Source organism: Prosthecobacter sp., assembly GCF_044232965.1.
In the GTDB taxonomy this organism is placed as follows: domain Bacteria; phylum Verrucomicrobiota; class Verrucomicrobiia; order Verrucomicrobiales; family Verrucomicrobiaceae; genus Prosthecobacter.
The window spans coordinates 12,179-30,886 of sequence record NZ_JBIIKX010000038.1; the positions used below are offsets into that span (position 1 = coordinate 12,179).

Here is an 18,708-nt window from a genome sequence, read left to right on the forward strand (position 1 = left end):
CGAGGTCATGAAGCAGATCATCGCCCGCAAAGTGGAGCGTCGCCGCCAGCTCGCCGCGCTGCCTGTGGGTGAGAAGCTGCGCATGCTGGAGGAAATGGTGGCCGCCACGCGTGTCATCAGCGCCACAAGGCCGCCTCCTCCGTCTAAACCGCTGCTGATTTCCAATCTTCGGCCCCAAACCCCATGAACACCCCCAACATCACCCGCCGTCACTTCTTCAATGATTGCGCCGTAGGCACGGGCAAGATCGCTCTGGCTTCGCTGCTGGCTGAATCGGCTTATGGAGCGCCGAAGAGTCCGAATATGGCCTCGGCTTCGCATCATGCGCCGAAGGCGAAGGCGGTCATCCATATGTTCATGGCAGGAGCGCCGTCGCAGCTCGAGCTTTTCGATCACAAGCCGATGCTGACGAAGTATGAAGGCAAGCCGTTGCCGCCTTCGGTGATCGGCGGGCAGAGGTATGCCTTCATCCGGCCGGACGCGGCGGTGTTGGGGCCGCGCTTCAAGTTTGCGAAGCATGGGCAGTGCGGAGCGGAGCTCTCTGAAGTGCTGCCGCACCTCGCGACGGTGGTGGACGACATCGCCATCGTGAAGTCCTGTCGCACGACGCAGTTCAATCACGCTCCGGCGCAGATTTTCATGAACACGGGCTTTTCACAGCCTGGGCGGCCCAGCATGGGTTCGTGGGTGACGTATGGCCTCGGCTCGGAGTCGCGCGATCTGCCGAGTTTCGTCGTCATGAGCACAGGCAGCGGCATCAGTGGCGGTGCGGCATGCTGGAGCAGCGGCTTTTTGCCGAGCGTGTATTCCGGCACGCGCTTCCGCAACACAGGCGATCCCATTTTGAATGTGAGCACGCCGCAGGGCATCGAGGCGGGCACGCAAAAGGACACCATCGACCTCATCAATTCGCTCAATCACCGCCGCCTCAAGCTTGATGGCGACAGCGAGACCGCCACGCGCATCGCGAACTACGAGATGGCCTACCGCCTGCAATCTTCCGCGCCAGAACTCATGGACCTCACCAGTGAGGACAAGGCCACGCTCGAACTCTACGGCTGCGATCCCAAGGTGCCGTCCTTTGCCCGCGCCTGCCTGCTTGCAAGGCGCATGGTCGAGCGCGGAGTGCGCTTCATCAACATCTACAACGAAGGCTGGGACGCTCACAGCAACGTCGAGGGCAACGTGCGCAACAACTGCAAGAACACCGACCAAGCCAGCGCCGCGCTGATCAAAGACCTCAAACAACGCGGCCTGCTCGATGACACCCTCGTCGTATGGGGCGGTGAATTCGGCCGCACGCCGATGGTCGAGGCCAGCGTGTCACTCGGTCGCAGCATGGGCCGCGATCACCATCCGCAGGCCTTTACGATGTGGATGGCCGGCGGCGGCATCAAAGGCGGCGTCACTCTCGGCGCGACCGATGAGATGGGCTTCAACATCATCGAAGACGAAGTCCATGTGGCCGACATCCACGCCACGATCCTTCACCAGCTCGGCATGGATCACGAGAGGCTTTCCTTCCGCGCTGCGGGGCTCGATTTCAAACTGACCGGCGTGGAGCCGTGCAAGGTGATCAAGCAGATCCTGGCATGATCCCCGCCACCATCGTCCAAGGCCACCGAGTCGCTTCGGGCCTCAACGGTAATCCGCGCTTCCCCGGCGGTACGTTGCGCATGCAGTTGCCGTTTTTCCACGATCTTGGACTCAATCTGAGCCGCTATCATCTTGGGACGCTGAATGTGAGCATCGCTCCGCGTAGCTATCGAGTCGTGCAGCCGAAATGGACCTTCCAGAACGTGAAATGGCATCCCGCGGAGCCAGCGGAGGATTTCTCGTTCTTCGATGTCGTGATGCATCGCGATGATGCAGCACCTGCGAGCGGTTTGATCTACTTTCCGCATCCCGAGACAAAGCCGGAGCATTTTCAGAATCCAGATGTCCTCGAACTGCTGATGCCGTGGACGGAAGGACTTGGCTACGGCACGGACATTAGACTCGATGTGCCTGCTGATCAGATGGCCTTCACACCGACACAACCTCGCGTCGATGCGTGAAGAGAAGACGGCAGGCGATTTGTGAATGCGGCAGCCCGGTCATGCGGGCCAGCACCTCGCGGTAGGTTTCAAGCTGCGGCCGGTAGCCATCCACACGGGCGGCGAATGCCTCGTCGGTATCGGGCTTGTCGGTTTTGAAGTCGAGAATCGTGGCGCGGTGCGGCTCGATCATCACGCGGTCAAAGGTGCCGCTGAGCCATTCGCCGTTGAGGAGGATCTCGAAGCGTTTTTCACGCCAGCACTCGGCCTGCGGCGACGGACGGCTCAAAATGGCCCGCACCTCCGGCGCGGCGAGGCAGCGACGCACTTCGTCGTCGGCCCGGCTTCGCAAACCATCGTCCACACAAGGCACGTCGGCCCAGAGAGCGGACAAAGCGGCATCGTCAGCCTCGTCCAGCCACTCGATCTGCTCAAAGAACGCATGCACCAGCGTGCCATAGGAGCGGGCGAAACGTCCGCCGCGTGAGAAGAGCTGTTTGGCCGTGACGATGCTCGTCTCCGAGCCGCTCGGTGTGCGACGCACCGGGCGCTGGCGGCCTGAAACGGTGACGGGTTCAGGTTGAGCGGCCTCGACAGGCTTCTCAAGCTTCCTTGGCACCTCAAACCAACGCGGATTCGTGGCCTGGGTGCTCGATTCAAAGACCACCTCGGCCTGCACGCCGCCGAACTCGCGCTGCGGCGGCTTTTTCTCCGCGCCGAGGGTGAGATCGAGCAGTTTGACGAAGTTGTTCGAGCGCGACTTCTCACTCGGCGGCTTAGCGATGATGTAGTTCGCGTGCTTGGCGCGTGTGAGAGCCACGTAGAACTTGCACAGCTCCTCGTAGGCCGCGTCGGCCTCCTGGTCGGCGCGGAAGGCGGCCAGCATGTCATCTGCCTTCACAAAGTCCGACGACGGCAGGTCGAAAACCCACTCCACATGCCGCTCGCGGTCGCGTTTCACCCCAATGCCGCGACGTAGCTCGGTGAGCTTGTTGCCTTCGACGTCCGGCAGGATGACGCAGTCAAAGGTAAGCCCCTTCGATTTGTGAACCGTCATCACCTGCACCGCGTTGTGCGTGTCAGGCTCGCGGACGGTGTAAGTCGACGCATAAGCGAGAAACTCATCCGCATCACGGCTGCCGCCTTGATCAAACAAACGTGCGGCGAGCGCGAAATCCTCCACGCGCCGCTTGCTGAAGGCATCCAGCGTCACGTCGATCTTCTCCAGCTCGCGCGTCCAGTGCCAGAGCACGGCCTCGAAGCCTTCGTCGAAGATCATCTGTAAAACTTCGCGGGCGAGATGGCCCGGCGTTTTGCCTTCCAGCAGCGGGCGAAAAGGCGTCATGAGCAGATGCTCCCACGCCATCGAGTCGCCGGGATGCGCGGCGGCCTTGATGACGCTGAGCAGCGCGAGCGTGAGCGGATTGTCCGTGGCGATGGCGATCTCCGACTCGCACATCACCGGAATGCGCGACTTTGAATGCGCACGGATATAATCCACGAGCTCACGGCCGGTTTTGTTGCTCTGCACGAGGATCGCGCAGCTCAGGTGACGCTTCACCGGGTGAATTTCTTCCAGCAGACCGAGCGTGAGCGCGAAACGATCTTCCTCGGTCACTCTCTCGCCTTCTGCGGGAATCGGATGCAGCAGCAAAGCATGCCCTGGCATCGTGTCATGAATGCCCGCAACTTGATGCGGTTGCCAGGGCCAGCGCTTGATCGTGTCCTGCGGCAGTTGCAGCTCGGCGAGCGCGGTTTCGTTGCCGAAGACGCGGTTCACCATGTCGATGACATCGTGTCCGCTGCGCCACGAGACGTTCAGCGGGCGTTTGTGGATGCGCTGGACGGTCTCGGAGCTGTAGCGCTGGTAGATGTCTTCAAACAGCCGCGTGTCACCGCCGCGCCAGGCATAGATGGCCTGTTTCACATCGCCCACCTGAAACAGCGTGCGCTCATCGCTCGTGTCCTGCACGGCTTCGTCGATGAGGTTCTGAATGACCGACCACTGGATGTGATTCGTGTCCTGAAACTCATCGAGCAGCCAGTGGTCGTAACGCGCGTCGAGCCGGTAGTCGATGCGCAGGCGCTCGTCCTCGCCGGGTACCTGCGAGAGCATCGGCTTCGGCAGACCTGCAGCAAACTCATGCCCGGCGAGGATCAGCTCCATGTCCTGAAACGTCAGCCGCCCGCGACGCCGCACCTGACGCGACCACGTCTGCTCATACTGGTTCAGCACCGCCCACACGCCCTGCGTTCGCTCCAGCCGCGCACGCAGTTCACTGCCGACGATGTGGCGAATGATGGCCGCGAAGGCGTCGCACAGGCGGCCTTCGAGCGTCTGCTTCTGCCGGTTCACGGTGAGCGTGCAGTTCTTGGCCTCAATGTCCTGCCACTGCTCCAAGGCCTTCTTCACGAAGAACTCGACGCGGTTCATCAACTTGCCGCCGGGTTGGTAATCGCCCAGTTGATCGCGGAACTCCTCCCAGAACTCCCACGCCTTGTCATTCGTGTCCGTCGCCTCCAAAAGCTGCATCAGGTGCTGCGTCGCCTCTTTGAGATCGACCTTCGCTTCGAGCCAGTGACTGCCCTGTGGCCAGATGGCCTGCGCATTGCCCCACAACGCGCCGTTGGCGGCATGCAGCAGAATTTCGTGCTGGTTTTCGATGAACTGATCCAGCACGGCGCGGATGCTGGACTCCTCCCTGCCGAAGGTGGCGCGTCGAAACGCCTCCAGGAATTCCTGCTGGGCGGCGAGGCCTTCCGTGCGGGCTTTGAAGCCGGGAAGCGTGCGTTGAAACACCGCACGACACACGCGCTCGCGCTCCATGCCGCCGAGATGCTCGCTGAGGATCTCGAAATCACCCGTCAGGCCAAACTCCGCCGGAAAACTGCGCAGGATCGCCGAGAAGAAGCTGTCCAGCGTGCCGAGGAACAAACGCGGCATGCGCGAGATGAACACACGCAGCAGCTTCTGATAGTCCGCAGGCTTCAACGCGCGCAAAATCGGCCGCAGCGGATCATCCTTGGCCTCGGGGTCGTTTTTTTCATCACCCGCTAGGTTTGCGGCGAACTCGGCATTCGCGGCCGCCTTCGCCAGCTTCACCAGGATCGAATCAAAGAACTCGCCCGCCGCCTTGCGCGTGAACGTCACGGCCACGATGCGCTCCGGCGTCACGTCCTGGCCTGCGAGCAACTGCTGGCCCATCAGCGCGATGAAGCGGTTCGTGAGCTGCCACGTCTTTCCCGAGCCCGCGGAGGCGAGAATCATTTCGTTCGGGATGGCGGCGGACATGGCAGGAATTCGTCTGGGCCGGCCACTTGCGCAAGATTCCAGTGCCAAGGGCCAAAACAAATGAGAGACTCACGCGTAATTTCCAAACCATGAATTCTCGCCCCAGCCGTCGCCAGTTTCTCTCCACGCTTGCCCTCGCGCCCTTTGCCGCACGCGGGCAGGAGGTGCCCACGTTCCCGCCGACGCGCATGATCACCAAAGGCCCCGGCTTCCACTGGTTCGCGTATTACGACAAGCTCCAGTTCGATCCCACCAACCGCTTCGTGCTCAGCAACAAGGTCGGGTTTGAGCATCGCTCACCGACGGCGGATGACGTGATCGAGGTGGGCATGGTGGACATCCAGGACGGGGACAAATGGATTCCACTCGGCAAATCGAACGCGTGGAACTGGCAGCAGGGCTGCATGCTGCAATGGATTCCCGGCACGGAGTCGAAGGTGCTCTGGAACGACCGCGAGAAGGACCAATACGTCAGCCACATCCTGGATGTGAAGACGATGGAAAAGCACACGCTTCCGGCTCCGATCTACTCTTTGAGCCCGAACGGCAAAGAGGCCGTGAGCTGCGATTTCTCCCGTGTGGCCGATTGCCGGCCTGGATACGGCTACGCGGGCATCAAAGACCGCTTTTTTGACGACATGGCCCCGGCTGGCAGCGGTGTGACGCATGTGAATCTCGAAACCGGCGCGGAAAAGCTCATCGTGAGCCACGAATTGCTCTCGAAGACTGGCGAGGTGATGGAAAACCATCCGACCTCGAAGCATCATGCCTATCACCTGCTCGTGGGGCCGGATGGGAAACGCTTCATCATGCTGCACCGCTGGACGCAGCCGAAGGGCGGCCATCTCACGCGCCTCATCACCGCCAACATGGACGGCAGCGACCTGCGCATTGTCATTCCGAACGGCTATGCGTCCCACTTCATCTGGCGCGATGCCACGCACATCCTCTCCCAGGGCAAGAACTGGCTCGGCAATCCCGAGTGGGGCGATTTCCTCTTCGAGGACAAGGACAGCGGCATCGTGGCGGAGATCGGCCATGGCGTGCTCGATGGCAGCGGTCACCTGACGTATTTGAAGAACAACGAGTGGATTCTCAACGACACTTATCCCAAGGGCGTGCGCCGCATCCAGACGCCGCACCTGTATCACATCGCCACCAACAAGCGCATCGACCTCGGCTACTTCCCGCAGCCGCAGGAATACAAAGGTGAGTGGCGCGTGGACTGCCACCCGCGCAGCAGCCGTGACGAGCGCTGGGTCTGCATCGACGCTCCCGATGGCAAAAACGGCCGCCAGCTTCACCTGATCGACATCCAGGGGCTGATGTAAACCGAGTTTTCCAACTCGGTTTCCCGCACAAGAACAACTTGTAAAACTCGTTCTACATTCGATGACATTTCGCCTCCTCATCCCCTCCGTCTTCGCTCTGGCCTCGCTGCACGCCGCCGCGCCGACCAAGATCGAGTTCAACCGCGATGTGCGGCCGATTTTGTCGGAAAACTGCTTCGCATGCCATGGCTTCGATCCAAAGCACCGCGAAGCCGACCTGCGGCTCGACACCTTCGACGGTGCCACGCAGGATCGCGATGGATCACGCGGCATCGTGCCGGGAGATTTGAGCAAGTCCGACGCCTGGCAGCGCATCATCAGTGACGACAGGGACGAGCTCATGCCGCCTCCGAAGTCCCACAAGCCACCGCTCACGGCCAGGCAGCGTGAGATTTTGAAAATCTGGATCGAGCAAGGCGCGAAGTATGAGCGCCATTGGTCCTTCGAGCCGCCGAAACGGGTGTCTTTGCATCCACCCACGGCAAATCCCATCGATTACTTCATCGAGAGAAAACTGGAGGAGAACTCCTTGAAATCTTCACCACCGGCGGACGTCACGACACTGGTTCGTCGTGTGTCACTCGATCTGACCGGCCTGCCACCGACTCCGGCGGAGATTGATGCTTTCGTTCAAGCGTCCGCGAAGGACGCGGACGCCGCGTATCGCGGTCTGGTGGGCCGTTTGCTCAAGAGTCCGCACTATGGCGAGCGCTGGGGCCGCTGGTGGCTGGATCAGGCGCGCTATGCCGACTCGAACGGCTACTCCATCGACGCGCCGCGCCAGATTTGGAAATTCCGCGACTGGGTCATCGACGCGCTGAACGCGGACATGCCCTTTGATCAATTCACCATCGAACAGCTCGCTGGCGACCTGCTCCCGAACGCCACCGAGGCACAAAAGATCGCCACCGGCTTCCACCGCAACACGCAGATCAATCAAGAAGGCGGCATCGACAAAGAACAGTTCCGCATCGACAGCGTCTTTGATCGTGTGGCGACGACCGGCACCGTCTGGCTCGGCCTGAGCATCGGCTGCGCGCAATGCCACGACCACAAGTTCGACCCCATCGAGCAGAAGGAGTACTACCGCCTCTTTGCCTTTCTGAACAACCAGGACGAGCCTGAGATGAAGGTCTATGATCCCAAGGTGGACGTGGCGGCTCTCGCCGCTGATTTCAAAGACGTCGAGTCGAAGCTGAAGACGATGATGCAGGAGCGCTATGACGAGGTCACCCAGTGGGAGAAGGAGATGGCGCAGGGCTTCCGCGAGAAGCTTACCGCGCCAGTGAAGAAGGCGCTGGCCAAGCCCGCGGCAAAGCGCTCGCTCACCGACAACCTCGAATTGTTTGCCGTCTTCGTGCCGAGAAACGACCCGCTCTACATCCTGAATGATCGCTACAAGGAACTCGACACCCAGCTCAACAAAGGCACGACGACGATGGTGCTCAAAGAGCTGCCCAAACCGCGCAAGACGACGGTTTTCATCAAAGGCGACTTCACACGGCCTGCCGATGAAGTGACGCCCGGCACACCGAAAGTGCTGCACGCCTTTGAGACGACCAGCATGCAGCCAAACCGCCTCGATCTCGCGAAATGGATCGTCAGCCCGCAGAACCCGCTCACCGCGCGTGTCATCGTAAACCGCGTATGGCAGCAGTATTTCGGCCGGGGCATCGTGGAGACTGAAAATGACTTCGGCATGCAGGGCACAGCCCCTTCCCACCCCGAATTGCTCGACTGGCTGGCCCTCGAGTTCATGGCGAAGAAGTGGAGTCTCAAAGATCTGCATCGGACCATCGTTACCTCGCATACTTACCGTCAAAGCTCAGCCAACCGGCCCGATCTGCGCGAAAAAGACCCCAACAACTATCTCCTGGCCCGCCAGACGCGGCTGCGCCTTGATGCCGAGGTCGTGCGCGATGTGGCCCTCACCGCCAGCGGCCTGCTTTCGCCCAAACTGGGCGGTCCGCCCGTGTATCCGCCGATTCCAGATGGCGTCATGGGCGTGGGGCAGGTGAAGCGCGTGTGGAGCGTCAGCAAAGGCACTGACAAATACCGCCGCGGCCTCTACACCTTCATCTACCGCGCCTCACCGCCGCCTTCGCTCACCGTTTTCGACGCGCCCGAAGGCTTCAACTCCTGCACCCGCCGCATCCGCAGCAACACACCGCTCCAGGCGCTCACTTTGATGAACGACAGCGGCTTCTTCGAATTCGCCACCGCCTTGGAAAAAATCATCCAGAAAGACGGCCTCGAAACCGCCTTCCAACGCTGCACATCCCGCGTTCCAAAGCCTGATGAGCTCGCTGTGCTGAAGAAACTCGACAAGCTGAACGCCGCCCGCACGCTGCTGAACCTCGACGAAACCGTCACCCGCGAATAAAACCATGAAATTGCTTTTCACCCTCCTTCTCACCTCACTGCCCTTGCTCGCCGCTGATCCGGTTCGCGCCTTCATCGACGACACACAGCCCGGTTTTCGCGATTTGAAATCGGAGGATTTTACGAAGGTGAACAGCGCCGAAGACACCTGGAGTTGGAAGGACGGCGTGCTGCATTGCACGGGCAAGCCGGTGAGCGTGATGCGCACGGTGAAGGAGTTCAAAAACTTCGAGATGGTGGTGGAGTGGAGTCATCAGAAACCCGCCGGGAACTCCGGTGTCTTTGTGTGGGCCACGCCGGCCTCGATTGAGAAGCTGACTGCCGCGGGAAAGCCCGGCCTGCCACAGGGGATCGAGGTGCAGGTTCTCGATCACGGCTACACGGACAAAGTGAAGGCCGCTGGCGGCAAGACCGACTGGTTCGGCACGAATGGCGATGTGTTTCCCGTTGGCGTGAAGATGACGCCTTTCCCGCCGCTCTCGCCCGATGGCAGCCGCAGCTTCCCCCGCAAGCACCTCGCCAAAGGCCACGGCGATTGGAACCACTACTACATCCGCGCCATCAACGGCGAGGTCCGCCTCTGGGTGAATGGCGAGGAAGTCAGCGGCGGCACCGGCTGTAATCCTGCCGAAGGCTACCTCTGCCTCGAAAGCGAAGGCTCCCCCATCCTCTTCCGCAAACTCCGCATCCGTGAACTGCCATGAACCCTCTGCTTCACCAAACACGTCGTCATTTCTTTAGCCGCTGCGGCATCGGCGTTGGCTCCATGGCGCTCGGATCGCTCATGGCGCGGGATGCGGCGCTCGCGCCGAAGAAGACGCACTTTCCGGCCAAGGCGAAGAACGTCATCTTTCTCTTCATGGCGGGCGGACCGTCGCAGTTGGAGCTGTTCGATCACAAGCCGCTGCTCACGAAGCTCAACGGCAAGCCAATTCCTGAAAGCTACACGAAGGGCAAGCGCTTCGCCTTCATGGACAGCAGCCACCGCAGCGATCTGCTCGGCCCCAAGATCGGCTTCAAGCAGCACGGCCAGTGCGGCGCCTGGGTCAGCGACTATCTGCCGCACACAGCAAAAATCGTCGATGACCTCAGCATCGTCACCACCTGCAAGACGGACTTGTTCAACCACGCGCCCGCCAAGTTCTACATGAACACCGGCAGCGGCCTGTTTGGACGCCCCAGCATGGGCGCGTGGGTCACTTACGGCCTCGGCAGCGAGTGCGACGACCTGCCCGGCTTCGTGGTGCTGCAAAGCGGACCGCGTGGCCCGCGTGGCGGCGCGGTTTTGTGGGGCAGCGGTGTTTTGCCCACGACATATCAAGGCGTGCCGCTGCGCAACACGGGCGATCCCATCGTGAACCTCTCTACGCCGAAGGAGATCAGCGTCGCGCAGCAGAGGCAGGTGGTGGATGCCGTGCGTGAGTTGAACTTGAAGCGCCTTGTCGAAACGGGCGATGATGAAATCTCCACGCGCATCAACGCCTATGAGATGGCCTACCGCATGCAGACCAGCGCCCCGGAGTTGATGGACACCAGCGGCGAATCGCAAGCCACGCTCGACCTTTACGGCATCAAAGACCCGAAGGAGACGAGTTTTGCCCGCAACTGCCTGCTCGCAAGACGCCTCGTCGAACGCGGAGTGCGCTTCGTGCAGCTCTACGACACCAATTGGGACCACCACGGCGGCCCCACAGAGAACTTGGAGAAGCACATGCCACTCAAATGCCAGGACATCGACCAGGCCAGCGCCGCGCTAGTGAAGGATCTCAAACAACGCGGCCTGCTCGACGACACCATCGTCATTTGGGGCGGCGAATTCGGCCGCACGCCGATGGGCGAGGTGCGCGAATCCACCGGTCGCAATCATCACATCGACGCCTTCACCATGTGGTTCGCCGGTGGCGGCTTCAAAGGCGGTGTCACTTACGGTCAGACCGATGAGTTTGGCTTCGGTGCCGTCGAGAATCCCGTTCACGTCCACGACATCCACGCCACCATCCTGCACCAGCTCGGCCTCGATCACGAACGCCTCAGTGTTCGCTCCCAGGGTCTCGACTTCCGTCTTACTGGCGTCGATCCGGCACGCGTGGTGAAGGAAGTGCTGGCGTGATCGCTCTGGTTTGGAGTGGCCGAGCCTGATGCACAACCCTGCTGACAGATCGCGTATGAGTAGCCGCTCATGAAATACGCCACCCTTCTCGCCTTCACTCTTCTCGGTCTTCTTGGATCAGCTTTCGCCCAAAACGACCTCAAACCGCTCCGCGCGGGCATCGTGGGCCTCGACACCTCGCATGTGCCGGCGTTTACAAAACTCTTCAACAAAGGCGAAACGGAGGGCGAGCTGGCAGGCATCAAAGTAACCACCGGCTACACAGGTGGCACGGACATGCCCGCCAGCGCCACCCGCAAAGAAAAGTTCACGCAGCAGCTTCGCGACATGGGTGTCGAGATTGTTGATTCCATTCCAAAGCTGCTCGAAAAGGTCGATGTCATCCTGCTGGAGAGTGTCGATGGCCGCATTCATCTCCAAGAAGCGCGGGAAATCTTCAAGGCGGGCAAGCCGGTCTTCATCGACAAACCGCTTGCCGGCACGCTCGCCGAGGCCATCGCCATCGTGGAACTGGCGAAGAAGCACAACGTGCCGTTTTTCAGCAGTTCGTCCTCACGCTTCGGCCCTGAGTTGATGGCGCTCAAGGGCAACGCGGAAGTCGGCGACATCCTCGGCGCGGCGACCTGGGGCCCATGCTCGTATCAGGAAGGCACACCCGACTTTTTCTTCTACGGCATTCACGGCATCGAGGCGCTCTACACAATCATGGGCACGGGTTGTGAGACCGTTTCACGCGTCAAAGGTGCGAACCACGACATCGCCACCGGCACCTGGAAAGACGGACGCGTCGGCGCCTATCGTGGCATTGTGAAGGGCAAGGCCGACTTCGGCGCGGTGGCCTACGGCAGCAAAAGCATCGGCCAGGCAGCGAAAGCCGTCAGCTACGAGGGGCTTTGCCGCCAAATCGGCAAATTCTTCCGCAGCGGCCAGCCTCCAGTGAGCGCGGAGGAGACTCTCGAAATTTTCACCTTCATGGAAGCCGCCGACGAAAGCCTGCGCCAGGGCGGCAAGCCCGTCGCGCTGGCCGAGGTGCTGGCGAAGGCCAAGGCGGAGGCCGAGAAGCTCAAGTAATCCCGAGATTTAGCTCGCGATCATCCGACTCTGGATCAAAAGGCAGTGGGCAAGTCAAGTGCTCGTCCAGGGTGAACCCCTGGGCGATTCCAGCTCACCTTCCCCGCCTTCATTCCTCATTTCGAGATGCCTCCTGTTTTTATTCCGCCCGATCATTTCCGCGAACTCCGTCACGACGAAATTTTCCCCAACCCCTCGCGTCCGCTTGAGATCGACCTGGGTTGCGGTGACGGCACCTTCATCACTGGCATGGCGGTGCAGCATCCAGAGCGCGATTATCTCGGCGTGGAGCGCATGCTGGGCCGCGTGGATAAAACGGCGCGAAAAATCGAGCGCATGCAGCTTCCAAACGCCCGCATCATGCGTCTGGAAAGCGCCTACACCGTCGCCTGGCTGCTGCCACGGGCGAGCGTGAGCCGCCTGCACCTGCTCTGCCCCGATCCGTGGCCGAAGAAGAAGCACGCCGCGCGTCGTCTCGTGAACCAAGCCGAGTTCCTCGACGGCCTGACGCGCATCCTCGTCCCTGGGGGTGAATTCCTGCTCAAGACCGACGACCAGCCCTACTTCGAGGACGCGCTCGTCAGTTTCGACTCACGCGCGCATCAGTTCGAGCGTCTCGACTGGCCTGACGATGCGTTTTTTTATCCCACGACCGACTTTGAGCAAAGCTGGCTCGACATCGACCGCGAGATTCATCGCGCGAGATGGCGGCTCATCTCTGCGTGATTACTTCTGAAGCTCTTCCTGCGTCCAGAGAGTGGCGCGGGCCGCGTTGGCCGCTCGCACGGCCTTCACCTCCGCTGGAGTGACCGCGGCGGCCTGATTTCCAAACCCGGCGCGGACATAGGTCAAAACGTCCGCCATCTGCTGATCATCGAGCCCCATCGGTGGCATGGGCAGCGGGGCGAGCTGCGGGAAGTCGTTGCCATTGACCTTGATCGGCCCGCTCAGGCCGTGAAGCACGATTTTGATCAGCCTTGCGGCATCTCCTTTGACCCAGTCACTCTCCGCGATGCTCGGATACACGCCTGGGAGACCTTTGCCCTCGGGCTGATGGCAGTTCAGGCAGAGAGCGTCATAAACGGCCTTGCCCGGATGCGCGATGACGGGTGCGGCACTGGCGATTTTTTTGACAAACTCGGCATGAGCTGGCTTGGTGAAGGTGAGCTTGGCGACATCCGGTTTCAGCGCCTTCACGGCCTGCTTCAGCGCGTAGTCGATGAACTTGTCCGTTGGATGATCGAGCACCTGTGCGGCAATGGTGATGGCTTCAGGCTTCATCAGGCGTGCGCTGGCAACGACTGCCTCAAGCCGCACGCGGGGATGCTCGTCATTCGCGGCTTTGGCGAGCAGCGCCTCATTCTGCCACACGCCGATAACGCGTGCGCCATAAGCGCGGACGCGAGCATCTTTGGCGGTGAGCAGGCGTGTGAGCAGCTCGGGTTTCGTGGTCTGCCAAGCTTCGTAAAGGCCGCAGACATCCATGAGCACTCGTTCGTCGGTTTCTTTCGCGATGAAGGCATCCGCAGCGGCGATGCCGCGTGGATTTGCCCATTGGAAAAGCAGCTTCTTCGCCTGGTAGCGCGTCCAGCGCTCCGGCGAGCGAAGCTGCTCCAGCAGGGCGGGAGGCTCCATCATGGTCAGATCGGGCTGCTTCACCGTGGGGCGGCCTTTCGCCGTGATGCGCCAGATGCGGCCGTGGCTGCGGTCGCGACGCGGGTCCGCATAGCTTGCTTGATAATGGCCGATGACGGGATTGAACCAGTCGCAGAGATACATCGCGCCATCCGGGCCGACGCTCACATCCACGGGGCGGAAGGAAGTGTCGCTGCTCTTCACGAGCTTCGGGAGCTGCGTGCTTTTGAAGCCGCTGCCGTCGTCCTCGAGGCGATGCAGCTCGACCACGCTCCCGAAATAGCCGCCGATGAGGGCGCAACCCTGGATGTCATCCGGCAGCGCCTTCGTGCCGATGATTTCGAGAGAGGTCGTCTTCGGGCTGGTGTCGAAAAGAGCACCGATGGGATGATACTCGTCAGGGTCTTTGATGGAGAAGAGTCCGGGCGTGCTGAAGTAGCCCACGGGGCGGTCGCCGCTCTTGTGGAAGACCTGGTTGTAATCATCAAAGGCCACGCCCCAGCAGTTGTGACCGGCTTTGCCGCCGTTGAAGTAACCTTCCATCTTCTGCGTGTGCTTGTTGTAGCGCCACAGGCCGGCTTTTTCGAGAATGGCGAGCCCGTGGGGTGTCTCGACGCGGGAGAAGGCATGAAGGCCCTGGCTGAACCAAAGGGTGCCATCGGGACCATGGCAGATGGAGTTGATGAGCTGATGCGTGTCGCCAATGCCGAAACCGGAGAAGAGGACTTGTTTAAAATCCGCCCGGCCATCGCCATCGTTGTCTTTGAGGAGCAGGAGTTGGTCGAAGTCGCAGACATACGCGCCGCCATCACCAGGCTCGACACCTTGGACCATGGTGAGGCCTTCGGCGAAACGCGTGTGTTTGTCCGCCACGCCATCGTGATCCGTGTCTTCGAGGATGAGGATGTAGTCGCTCGGCTTCACACCGGGCAAAGTTTGCGGATAGGTGGGCGAGCAGGCCACCCACAGACGCCCGCGCTCATCCCACGAGAACTGCGTGGGCTTGGCCACGTCTTGCAGTTCGGAGGCGAAGAGATTCATCTCGTATCCCTCGGCGACGGTGAAGGCGGCCATCTGCTGCTCGGGCGTGAGCACGGGCTCGGTCTTGGGTTTGGCGGGCGGCTCGATGGCAGGCACCGCTTTGCCAAGGGAAATGTCATGAATGCGCGCGTCCATCTTGGCGATGAGCGGCTTGTGCGATTCGAAGCCCTCGCGCAGTGAAGGTGCATCGGAGCTGGGCTTGCCAAACATCTGCGTCACGCGGTCGCCATAGACAAAGGACCAGTTCGCGGGGCGCCAGCAGTCGAACCAAAGGCGGTTCTTTTCCACGATGGCCACCTTCAGTGCCGCGAGATCGTCCGAGTCACTCGATGACACGCCGAGCTGCTGGGCGATGAGCCTGCCGACATAGCGCAGGCCACCTTCATTGAGGTGCATGCCGTTGTCGGTGAAGGCCGCCATGCAGCTGGGATTTCGCGCAATCGGCGTGATGAGATCGACAAAGATCGCGCCGCGCTGTCGGGCGATTTCCTTCACTGCATCGGCATAGGCTTTCACATCTTCATTCAGCTTCGTGAGGTCCGGGGCATGAGGCAGGCCGGTTGCTTGAAAAGGCATGGGCGAGATCAGCACAAGGCGCGGCGTGCGTGCCCTGAACTGATCCAGCAGGCGATGATAGGCGGAGGTGAATTCGGCGATGCGCGCCTTGCCATCAAAAGCCTCCACCTGCCCGAACTGGCAGATGACGATGCCCGCGCCCACGGCATCGAGCTGGGACTTCCAGTCACCAAAGTTCAGGTCGCGCCACTGCTCGTAAACCGTGTCCCCTTCCCAGGCCATGCTGCGGAAGCGCGGAGCTTGCTTGGCGAGTTCGTGGGTCAGGATGGCCTCCAGCGCACCAGCCTTCTGCTCTCGCACGAAGTTCGTCTGACCTGCCATGACAATGACCTCGCCGTCTGAGATCTCGAACTTGCCATCCTTGAAAGGCGCGAGCGCGGTTGGGGCGCTGTCGGGATTGCCGAAGCGATTCATGATGTCCTTCGGGCCAGGGACGAGGGCGTCGGGCAGTTCGTCGATCTGGATGTTGCGGAAGGCGATGACCGCCTTGCACTTGCCGTGGATTTGCAGGGCGATGTTGCCTTTGAGCGCGATGTCCGGGGCGCGCTCGGTGTAATCCACGGTGCGCACACCATTGACGAAAAGCTGGATGCGCTGGTCCTCGGCTCGAATCTCATAGGTGTTCCATTCGCCGGGCTTCTCGGCCTTCTTGATCAGCTCTTCGGCAGGCTTCGACAGCATGGTTTTGCGGCGTGATTCATCATAAAGGCAGCCGCTGTAGCCCGCGCCGATGTCCGCCTGATAGCCAAACATCTCATTCGGCGGCTCTTTGATGCGCACACTGCGGAACTGCACACCGCCGTTCACGAAGCCCTCGGTGCCGTTAAGTTTGTATTCGAGCGTGAGGCGGAAGTTTCGATACGGCTTCTTCGTGGCGAGAAACTCGTTCTGTGGATTTCCCTCCATGCTGCCGCCGAGAATGACACCATCCTCAATGCGCCAGACTTTCGTGGTTTCGCCCTCCCAGCCGTTGAAGGTCTTGCCATCGAACAAGGGCGCCGGCGCGGCGTTTGCGAGCACAGAAGCGAACAACAGCGTCGAGAAGAATAAGGTCGGGGTTTTCACAGAAGTCAGGGATCGGTTGGGAGGGCGGGACAATACGCCGCTTCATCGCCTCATCTCCACCCGCTTCAAGAAATCTGCAAGATACGGGCGGGTGGAAATGTTCGCCCTGTCCTCATGATCGCCCGACTTGTCTTCTGCACCCTGTTTCTCGTTTCTCTGCTGCATGCCGCCGACCCCAAGACGCGAGTCGCGCTCGCGGGTGATTCCACCGTTACGGACAAGGCCGGGTGGGGCGCGGCCTTCGCCAAACTGCTCAAGCCCGAGGCGGAATGCCTCAACTTCGCCGGTGGCGGCCAGAGCAGCAAAAGTTTCCGCGACACCGGCAACTGGAAGAAGGTCATCGACTCGAAACCGGCCTTCATCCTCATCCAGTTCGGCCACAATGACATGCCCGGCAAAGGTCCGAAGCGCGAAACCGATCCTGAAACCACTTACCGCCAAAATTTGATCCGTTACATCGAGGAAGTCCGCGCCATTGGCGCCAAACCCATCCTCGTCACCTCCCTGGCCCGCCGCACCTTCGACAACGGCAAAATTCGCGGCGAACTCAAGCCCTGGGCCGACGCCGCCCGCAAAGTCGCCACCGAGCAGCAGGTGCCGCTCGTCGATCTTTTTGTCCGCAGCGTCGATCTGCACAATCAGCTCGGCGTCACCGCCTCCGACGCCTTCAATCCGCCCGGCAAGGATGGCAAAGCCGACCACACCCACCTCAACGCCCACGGCGCGGAGGTCATCGCCAAAATCATCGCCGAGGAGCTAGGCAAGACGGCTCCTGAACTCGCAAAGCTGATGAAGTGACGGCGTTCACTCCAACGGCACCGCCACCTTCTCGCCGAGGAATTTCGGTTGCGTGCCGAGCACGTTCACATCCAGCACCGCTTTCACACAGGCGAGTTTCTCGCGCAGATACGTCTTCACAGAGAGTGCCACCGGCACATCCGCCGCGTTCAAGCCCCAGGCCTCGATCCCGAACGCCTTGGCGAGATAAATCGCCCGTGCATTGTGAAATGGCTGTGAAACAAAGATCACACGCTGCTGCCCAAACACCTCCCTGGCCCGCACCACGGAGTCGAGCGTGCGAAATCCGGCGTAATCGCACACGATCTGCGCTTCTGGCACCCCCATTTGCACCAGCACACGCTTCATCTCGGTTGGTTCATCGTAGCCTTGCGATCCGTTGTCACCGCTGACGATCAGCGCCTTTACCTTGCCCGCCTTGAACAACGACGCGGCAGCCTCCATGCGAGGAAGGAAGAACAGATTGGCCCGGCCATCCGCCAAACGTGCTGAGGTGCCCAACACCACCGCCACAGGCGCCTCAGGGGTCGCTTTCACCTCATCATGGCATCTCCCCTTCCCTGACATGGCGATCCATTCTTCGCAGCCGAACACGAACAGCAGTCCCAGTGCCGCCAAAACAGCGATTCGCAACCCCCAGTGCCTCCAGATCATTTTCATGCGAGACTCCTCCCGTGACTTCACACAGCCTTCAAGCCTGTGCTTCTATCATTTTGCCAAACCTCATTCGCGGCGCACTATCCACCCAAACTCATGCGTCCCGACCGTCCTTCCCAACCACCCGTCGCCCGTCAAAATCGTCACGCCCGCTCCGACAACAAGGTGCGCGTCTATGAGGAGGGAGACATCGCCACGGTGCTCGAAGGCAAGGAGAACCCGCTCGTGCTCATCCTCGACTGCGTGCAGGACCCGCACAATCTCGGGGCCTGCCTGCGCACCGCCGATGCGGCGGGTGTCTGCGCCGTGATCATGCCGAAGGACAAATCCGCGCCGATCAGCGAGACCGTGGTGCGCGTGGCCTGCGGTGGCGCGGAAAACATCCCGCTCATCCGCGTGACCAATCTCGTGCGCGCCATGGACAAGCTCAAAGAACTCGGCATCTGGCTTGTCGGCACGGCGGATGAAGCCACGCAGAGCCTTTACGACATCGACCTCAAAGGCGGCATCGGCATCGTCATGGGCGCGGAAGGCCCCGGCATGCGCCGCCTTACCGGCGAGCACTGCGATTTCCTCGTCAAGATCCCCATGGGTGGCAAAGTCGAATGCCTCAACGTCTCCGTCGCCACCGGTGTGTGCCTGTTTGAGTGCGTGCGCCAGCGGCAGCCGAAGAAGTGAGCACTCTGAGCATTGGTGTTTCTGGCTTCAACTGCG

At 61.0% G+C, this 18,708-nt stretch carries 14 protein-coding genes; 11 read left to right on the forward strand and 3 right to left on the reverse strand.

Annotated features, from left to right (window positions below; genetic code table 11):
* Nucleotides 1-7 precede the first annotated feature (7 nt).
* Genes ACILSI_RS15990 through ACILSI_RS16000 form a run of 3 tightly spaced genes read left to right on the forward strand, consistent with a single transcriptional unit; the run spans nt 8 to nt 2,057 of the window.
* Nucleotides 8-187, forward strand: a complete 180-nt coding sequence (locus ACILSI_RS15990; protein WP_395722898.1) for a hypothetical protein — start codon at nt 8-10, stop codon at nt 185-187.
* The gene (locus tag ACILSI_RS15995) at nt 184-1,596 is read left to right on the forward strand and encodes a DUF1501 domain-containing protein (RefSeq protein ID WP_395722899.1); all 1,413 of its coding nucleotides are present in this window, start codon (nt 184-186) and stop codon (nt 1,594-1,596) included. Before ACILSI_RS15990 ends, ACILSI_RS15995 begins: the two co-directional genes overlap by 4 nt.
* Entirely contained in the window at nt 1,593-2,057 is a 465-nt protein-coding gene (locus ACILSI_RS16000; protein ID WP_395722900.1) for a hypothetical protein, read from the forward strand. The genes ACILSI_RS15995 and ACILSI_RS16000 overlap by 4 nt, the downstream gene beginning before the upstream one ends.
* On the opposite strand, the gene ACILSI_RS16005 is transcribed toward ACILSI_RS16000, so the two are convergent.
* Nucleotides 2,026-5,328: a UvrD-helicase domain-containing protein gene (locus ACILSI_RS16005; RefSeq protein WP_395722901.1), complete on the reverse strand. Its 3,303-nt coding sequence runs from the start codon at nt 5,326-5,328 to the stop codon at nt 2,026-2,028. The two genes, ACILSI_RS16000 and ACILSI_RS16005, sit on opposite strands and share 32 nt — an antisense overlap.
* A gap of 89 nt (nt 5,329-5,417) precedes the next feature.
* Here ACILSI_RS16005 and ACILSI_RS16010 point away from each other — a divergent pair, with 89 nt between their 5' ends.
* The 6 genes from ACILSI_RS16010 to trmB all read left to right on the forward strand — a co-directional run bounded on the left by ACILSI_RS16010 (nt 5,418) and on the right by trmB (nt 12,948).
* Nucleotides 5,418-6,659 carry a hypothetical protein gene (locus tag ACILSI_RS16010; RefSeq protein ID WP_395722902.1) on the forward strand — a complete coding sequence of 414 codons (1,242 nt, stop codon included), beginning with the start codon at nt 5,418-5,420 and terminating at the stop codon, nt 6,657-6,659.
* A 61-nt stretch (nt 6,660-6,720) separates the two neighbouring features.
* Nucleotides 6,721-9,042: a PSD1 and planctomycete cytochrome C domain-containing protein gene (locus ACILSI_RS16015; protein WP_395722903.1), complete on the forward strand. Its 2,322-nt coding sequence runs from the start codon at nt 6,721-6,723 to the stop codon at nt 9,040-9,042.
* Between the two features lie 4 nt (nt 9,043-9,046).
* Complete coding sequence (locus ACILSI_RS16020) at nt 9,047-9,745, forward strand: DUF1080 domain-containing protein (RefSeq protein ID WP_395722904.1); 699 nt, start codon at nt 9,047-9,049, stop codon at nt 9,743-9,745.
* A complete protein-coding gene (locus ACILSI_RS16025) occupies nt 9,742-11,151 on the forward strand; it encodes a DUF1501 domain-containing protein (protein WP_395722905.1) in 1,410 nt (469 codons plus the stop codon). Before ACILSI_RS16020 ends, ACILSI_RS16025 begins: the two co-directional genes overlap by 4 nt.
* 69 nt (nt 11,152-11,220) lie before the next feature.
* Entirely contained in the window at nt 11,221-12,222 is a 1,002-nt protein-coding gene (locus ACILSI_RS16030; RefSeq protein WP_395722906.1) for a Gfo/Idh/MocA family protein, read from the forward strand.
* Nucleotides 12,223-12,348: 126 nt separating this feature from the next.
* Nucleotides 12,349-12,948, forward strand: a complete 600-nt coding sequence (gene trmB, locus ACILSI_RS16035; protein WP_395722907.1) for a tRNA (guanosine(46)-N7)-methyltransferase TrmB — start codon at nt 12,349-12,351, stop codon at nt 12,946-12,948.
* On the opposite strand, the gene ACILSI_RS16040 is transcribed toward trmB, so the two are convergent.
* Nucleotides 12,949-16,539, reverse strand: a complete 3,591-nt coding sequence (locus ACILSI_RS16040) for a PVC-type heme-binding CxxCH protein (RefSeq protein WP_395722908.1) — start codon at nt 16,537-16,539, stop codon at nt 12,949-12,951. It lies immediately after the preceding gene.
* 114 nt (nt 16,540-16,653) lie between these two features.
* On the opposite strand from ACILSI_RS16040, the gene ACILSI_RS16045 reads away from it, so the two are divergent.
* Nucleotides 16,654-17,337: a rhamnogalacturonan acetylesterase gene (locus ACILSI_RS16045; RefSeq protein WP_395722909.1), complete on the forward strand. Its 684-nt coding sequence runs from the start codon at nt 16,654-16,656 to the stop codon at nt 17,335-17,337.
* Between the two features lie 6 nt (nt 17,338-17,343).
* On the opposite strand, the gene ACILSI_RS16050 is transcribed toward ACILSI_RS16045, so the two are convergent.
* Nucleotides 17,344-17,874: a vancomycin high temperature exclusion protein gene (locus ACILSI_RS16050; protein ID WP_395722910.1), complete on the reverse strand. Its 531-nt coding sequence runs from the start codon at nt 17,872-17,874 to the stop codon at nt 17,344-17,346.
* 216 nt (nt 17,875-18,090) lie between these two features.
* Here ACILSI_RS16050 and rlmB point away from each other — a divergent pair, with 216 nt between their 5' ends.
* On the forward strand, nt 18,091-18,672 hold the full coding sequence (rlmB, locus tag ACILSI_RS16055; protein WP_395722911.1) for a 23S rRNA (guanosine(2251)-2'-O)-methyltransferase RlmB: 582 nt from the start codon (nt 18,091-18,093) through the stop codon (nt 18,670-18,672).
* Nucleotides 18,673-18,708 lie beyond the last annotated feature (36 nt).

What these genes read in the sequence shown, in the direction of transcription:
- ACILSI_RS15990 (WP_395722898.1), top strand. Translation starts at nt 8, where the DNA reads ATGAAGCAGATCATCGCCCGCAAAGTGGAGCGTCGCCGCCAGCTCGCC.
- ACILSI_RS15995 (WP_395722899.1), top strand. Translation starts at nt 184, where the DNA reads ATGAACACCCCCAACATCACCCGCCGTCACTTCTTCAATGATTGCGCC.
- ACILSI_RS16000 (WP_395722900.1), top strand. Translation starts at nt 1,593, where the DNA reads ATGATCCCCGCCACCATCGTCCAAGGCCACCGAGTCGCTTCGGGCCTC.
- ACILSI_RS16005 (WP_395722901.1), bottom strand. Translation starts at nt 5,328, where the DNA reads ATGTCCGCCGCCATCCCGAACGAAATGATTCTCGCCTCCGCGGGCTCG.
- ACILSI_RS16010 (WP_395722902.1), top strand. Translation starts at nt 5,418, where the DNA reads ATGAATTCTCGCCCCAGCCGTCGCCAGTTTCTCTCCACGCTTGCCCTC.
- ACILSI_RS16015 (WP_395722903.1), top strand. Translation starts at nt 6,721, where the DNA reads ATGACATTTCGCCTCCTCATCCCCTCCGTCTTCGCTCTGGCCTCGCTG.
- ACILSI_RS16020 (WP_395722904.1), top strand. Translation starts at nt 9,047, where the DNA reads ATGAAATTGCTTTTCACCCTCCTTCTCACCTCACTGCCCTTGCTCGCC.
- ACILSI_RS16025 (WP_395722905.1), top strand. Translation starts at nt 9,742, where the DNA reads ATGAACCCTCTGCTTCACCAAACACGTCGTCATTTCTTTAGCCGCTGC.
- ACILSI_RS16030 (WP_395722906.1), top strand. Translation starts at nt 11,221, where the DNA reads ATGAAATACGCCACCCTTCTCGCCTTCACTCTTCTCGGTCTTCTTGGA.
- trmB (WP_395722907.1), top strand. Translation starts at nt 12,349, where the DNA reads ATGCCTCCTGTTTTTATTCCGCCCGATCATTTCCGCGAACTCCGTCAC.
- ACILSI_RS16045 (WP_395722909.1), top strand. Translation starts at nt 16,654, where the DNA reads ATGATCGCCCGACTTGTCTTCTGCACCCTGTTTCTCGTTTCTCTGCTG.
- rlmB (WP_395722911.1), top strand. Translation starts at nt 18,091, where the DNA reads ATGCGTCCCGACCGTCCTTCCCAACCACCCGTCGCCCGTCAAAATCGT.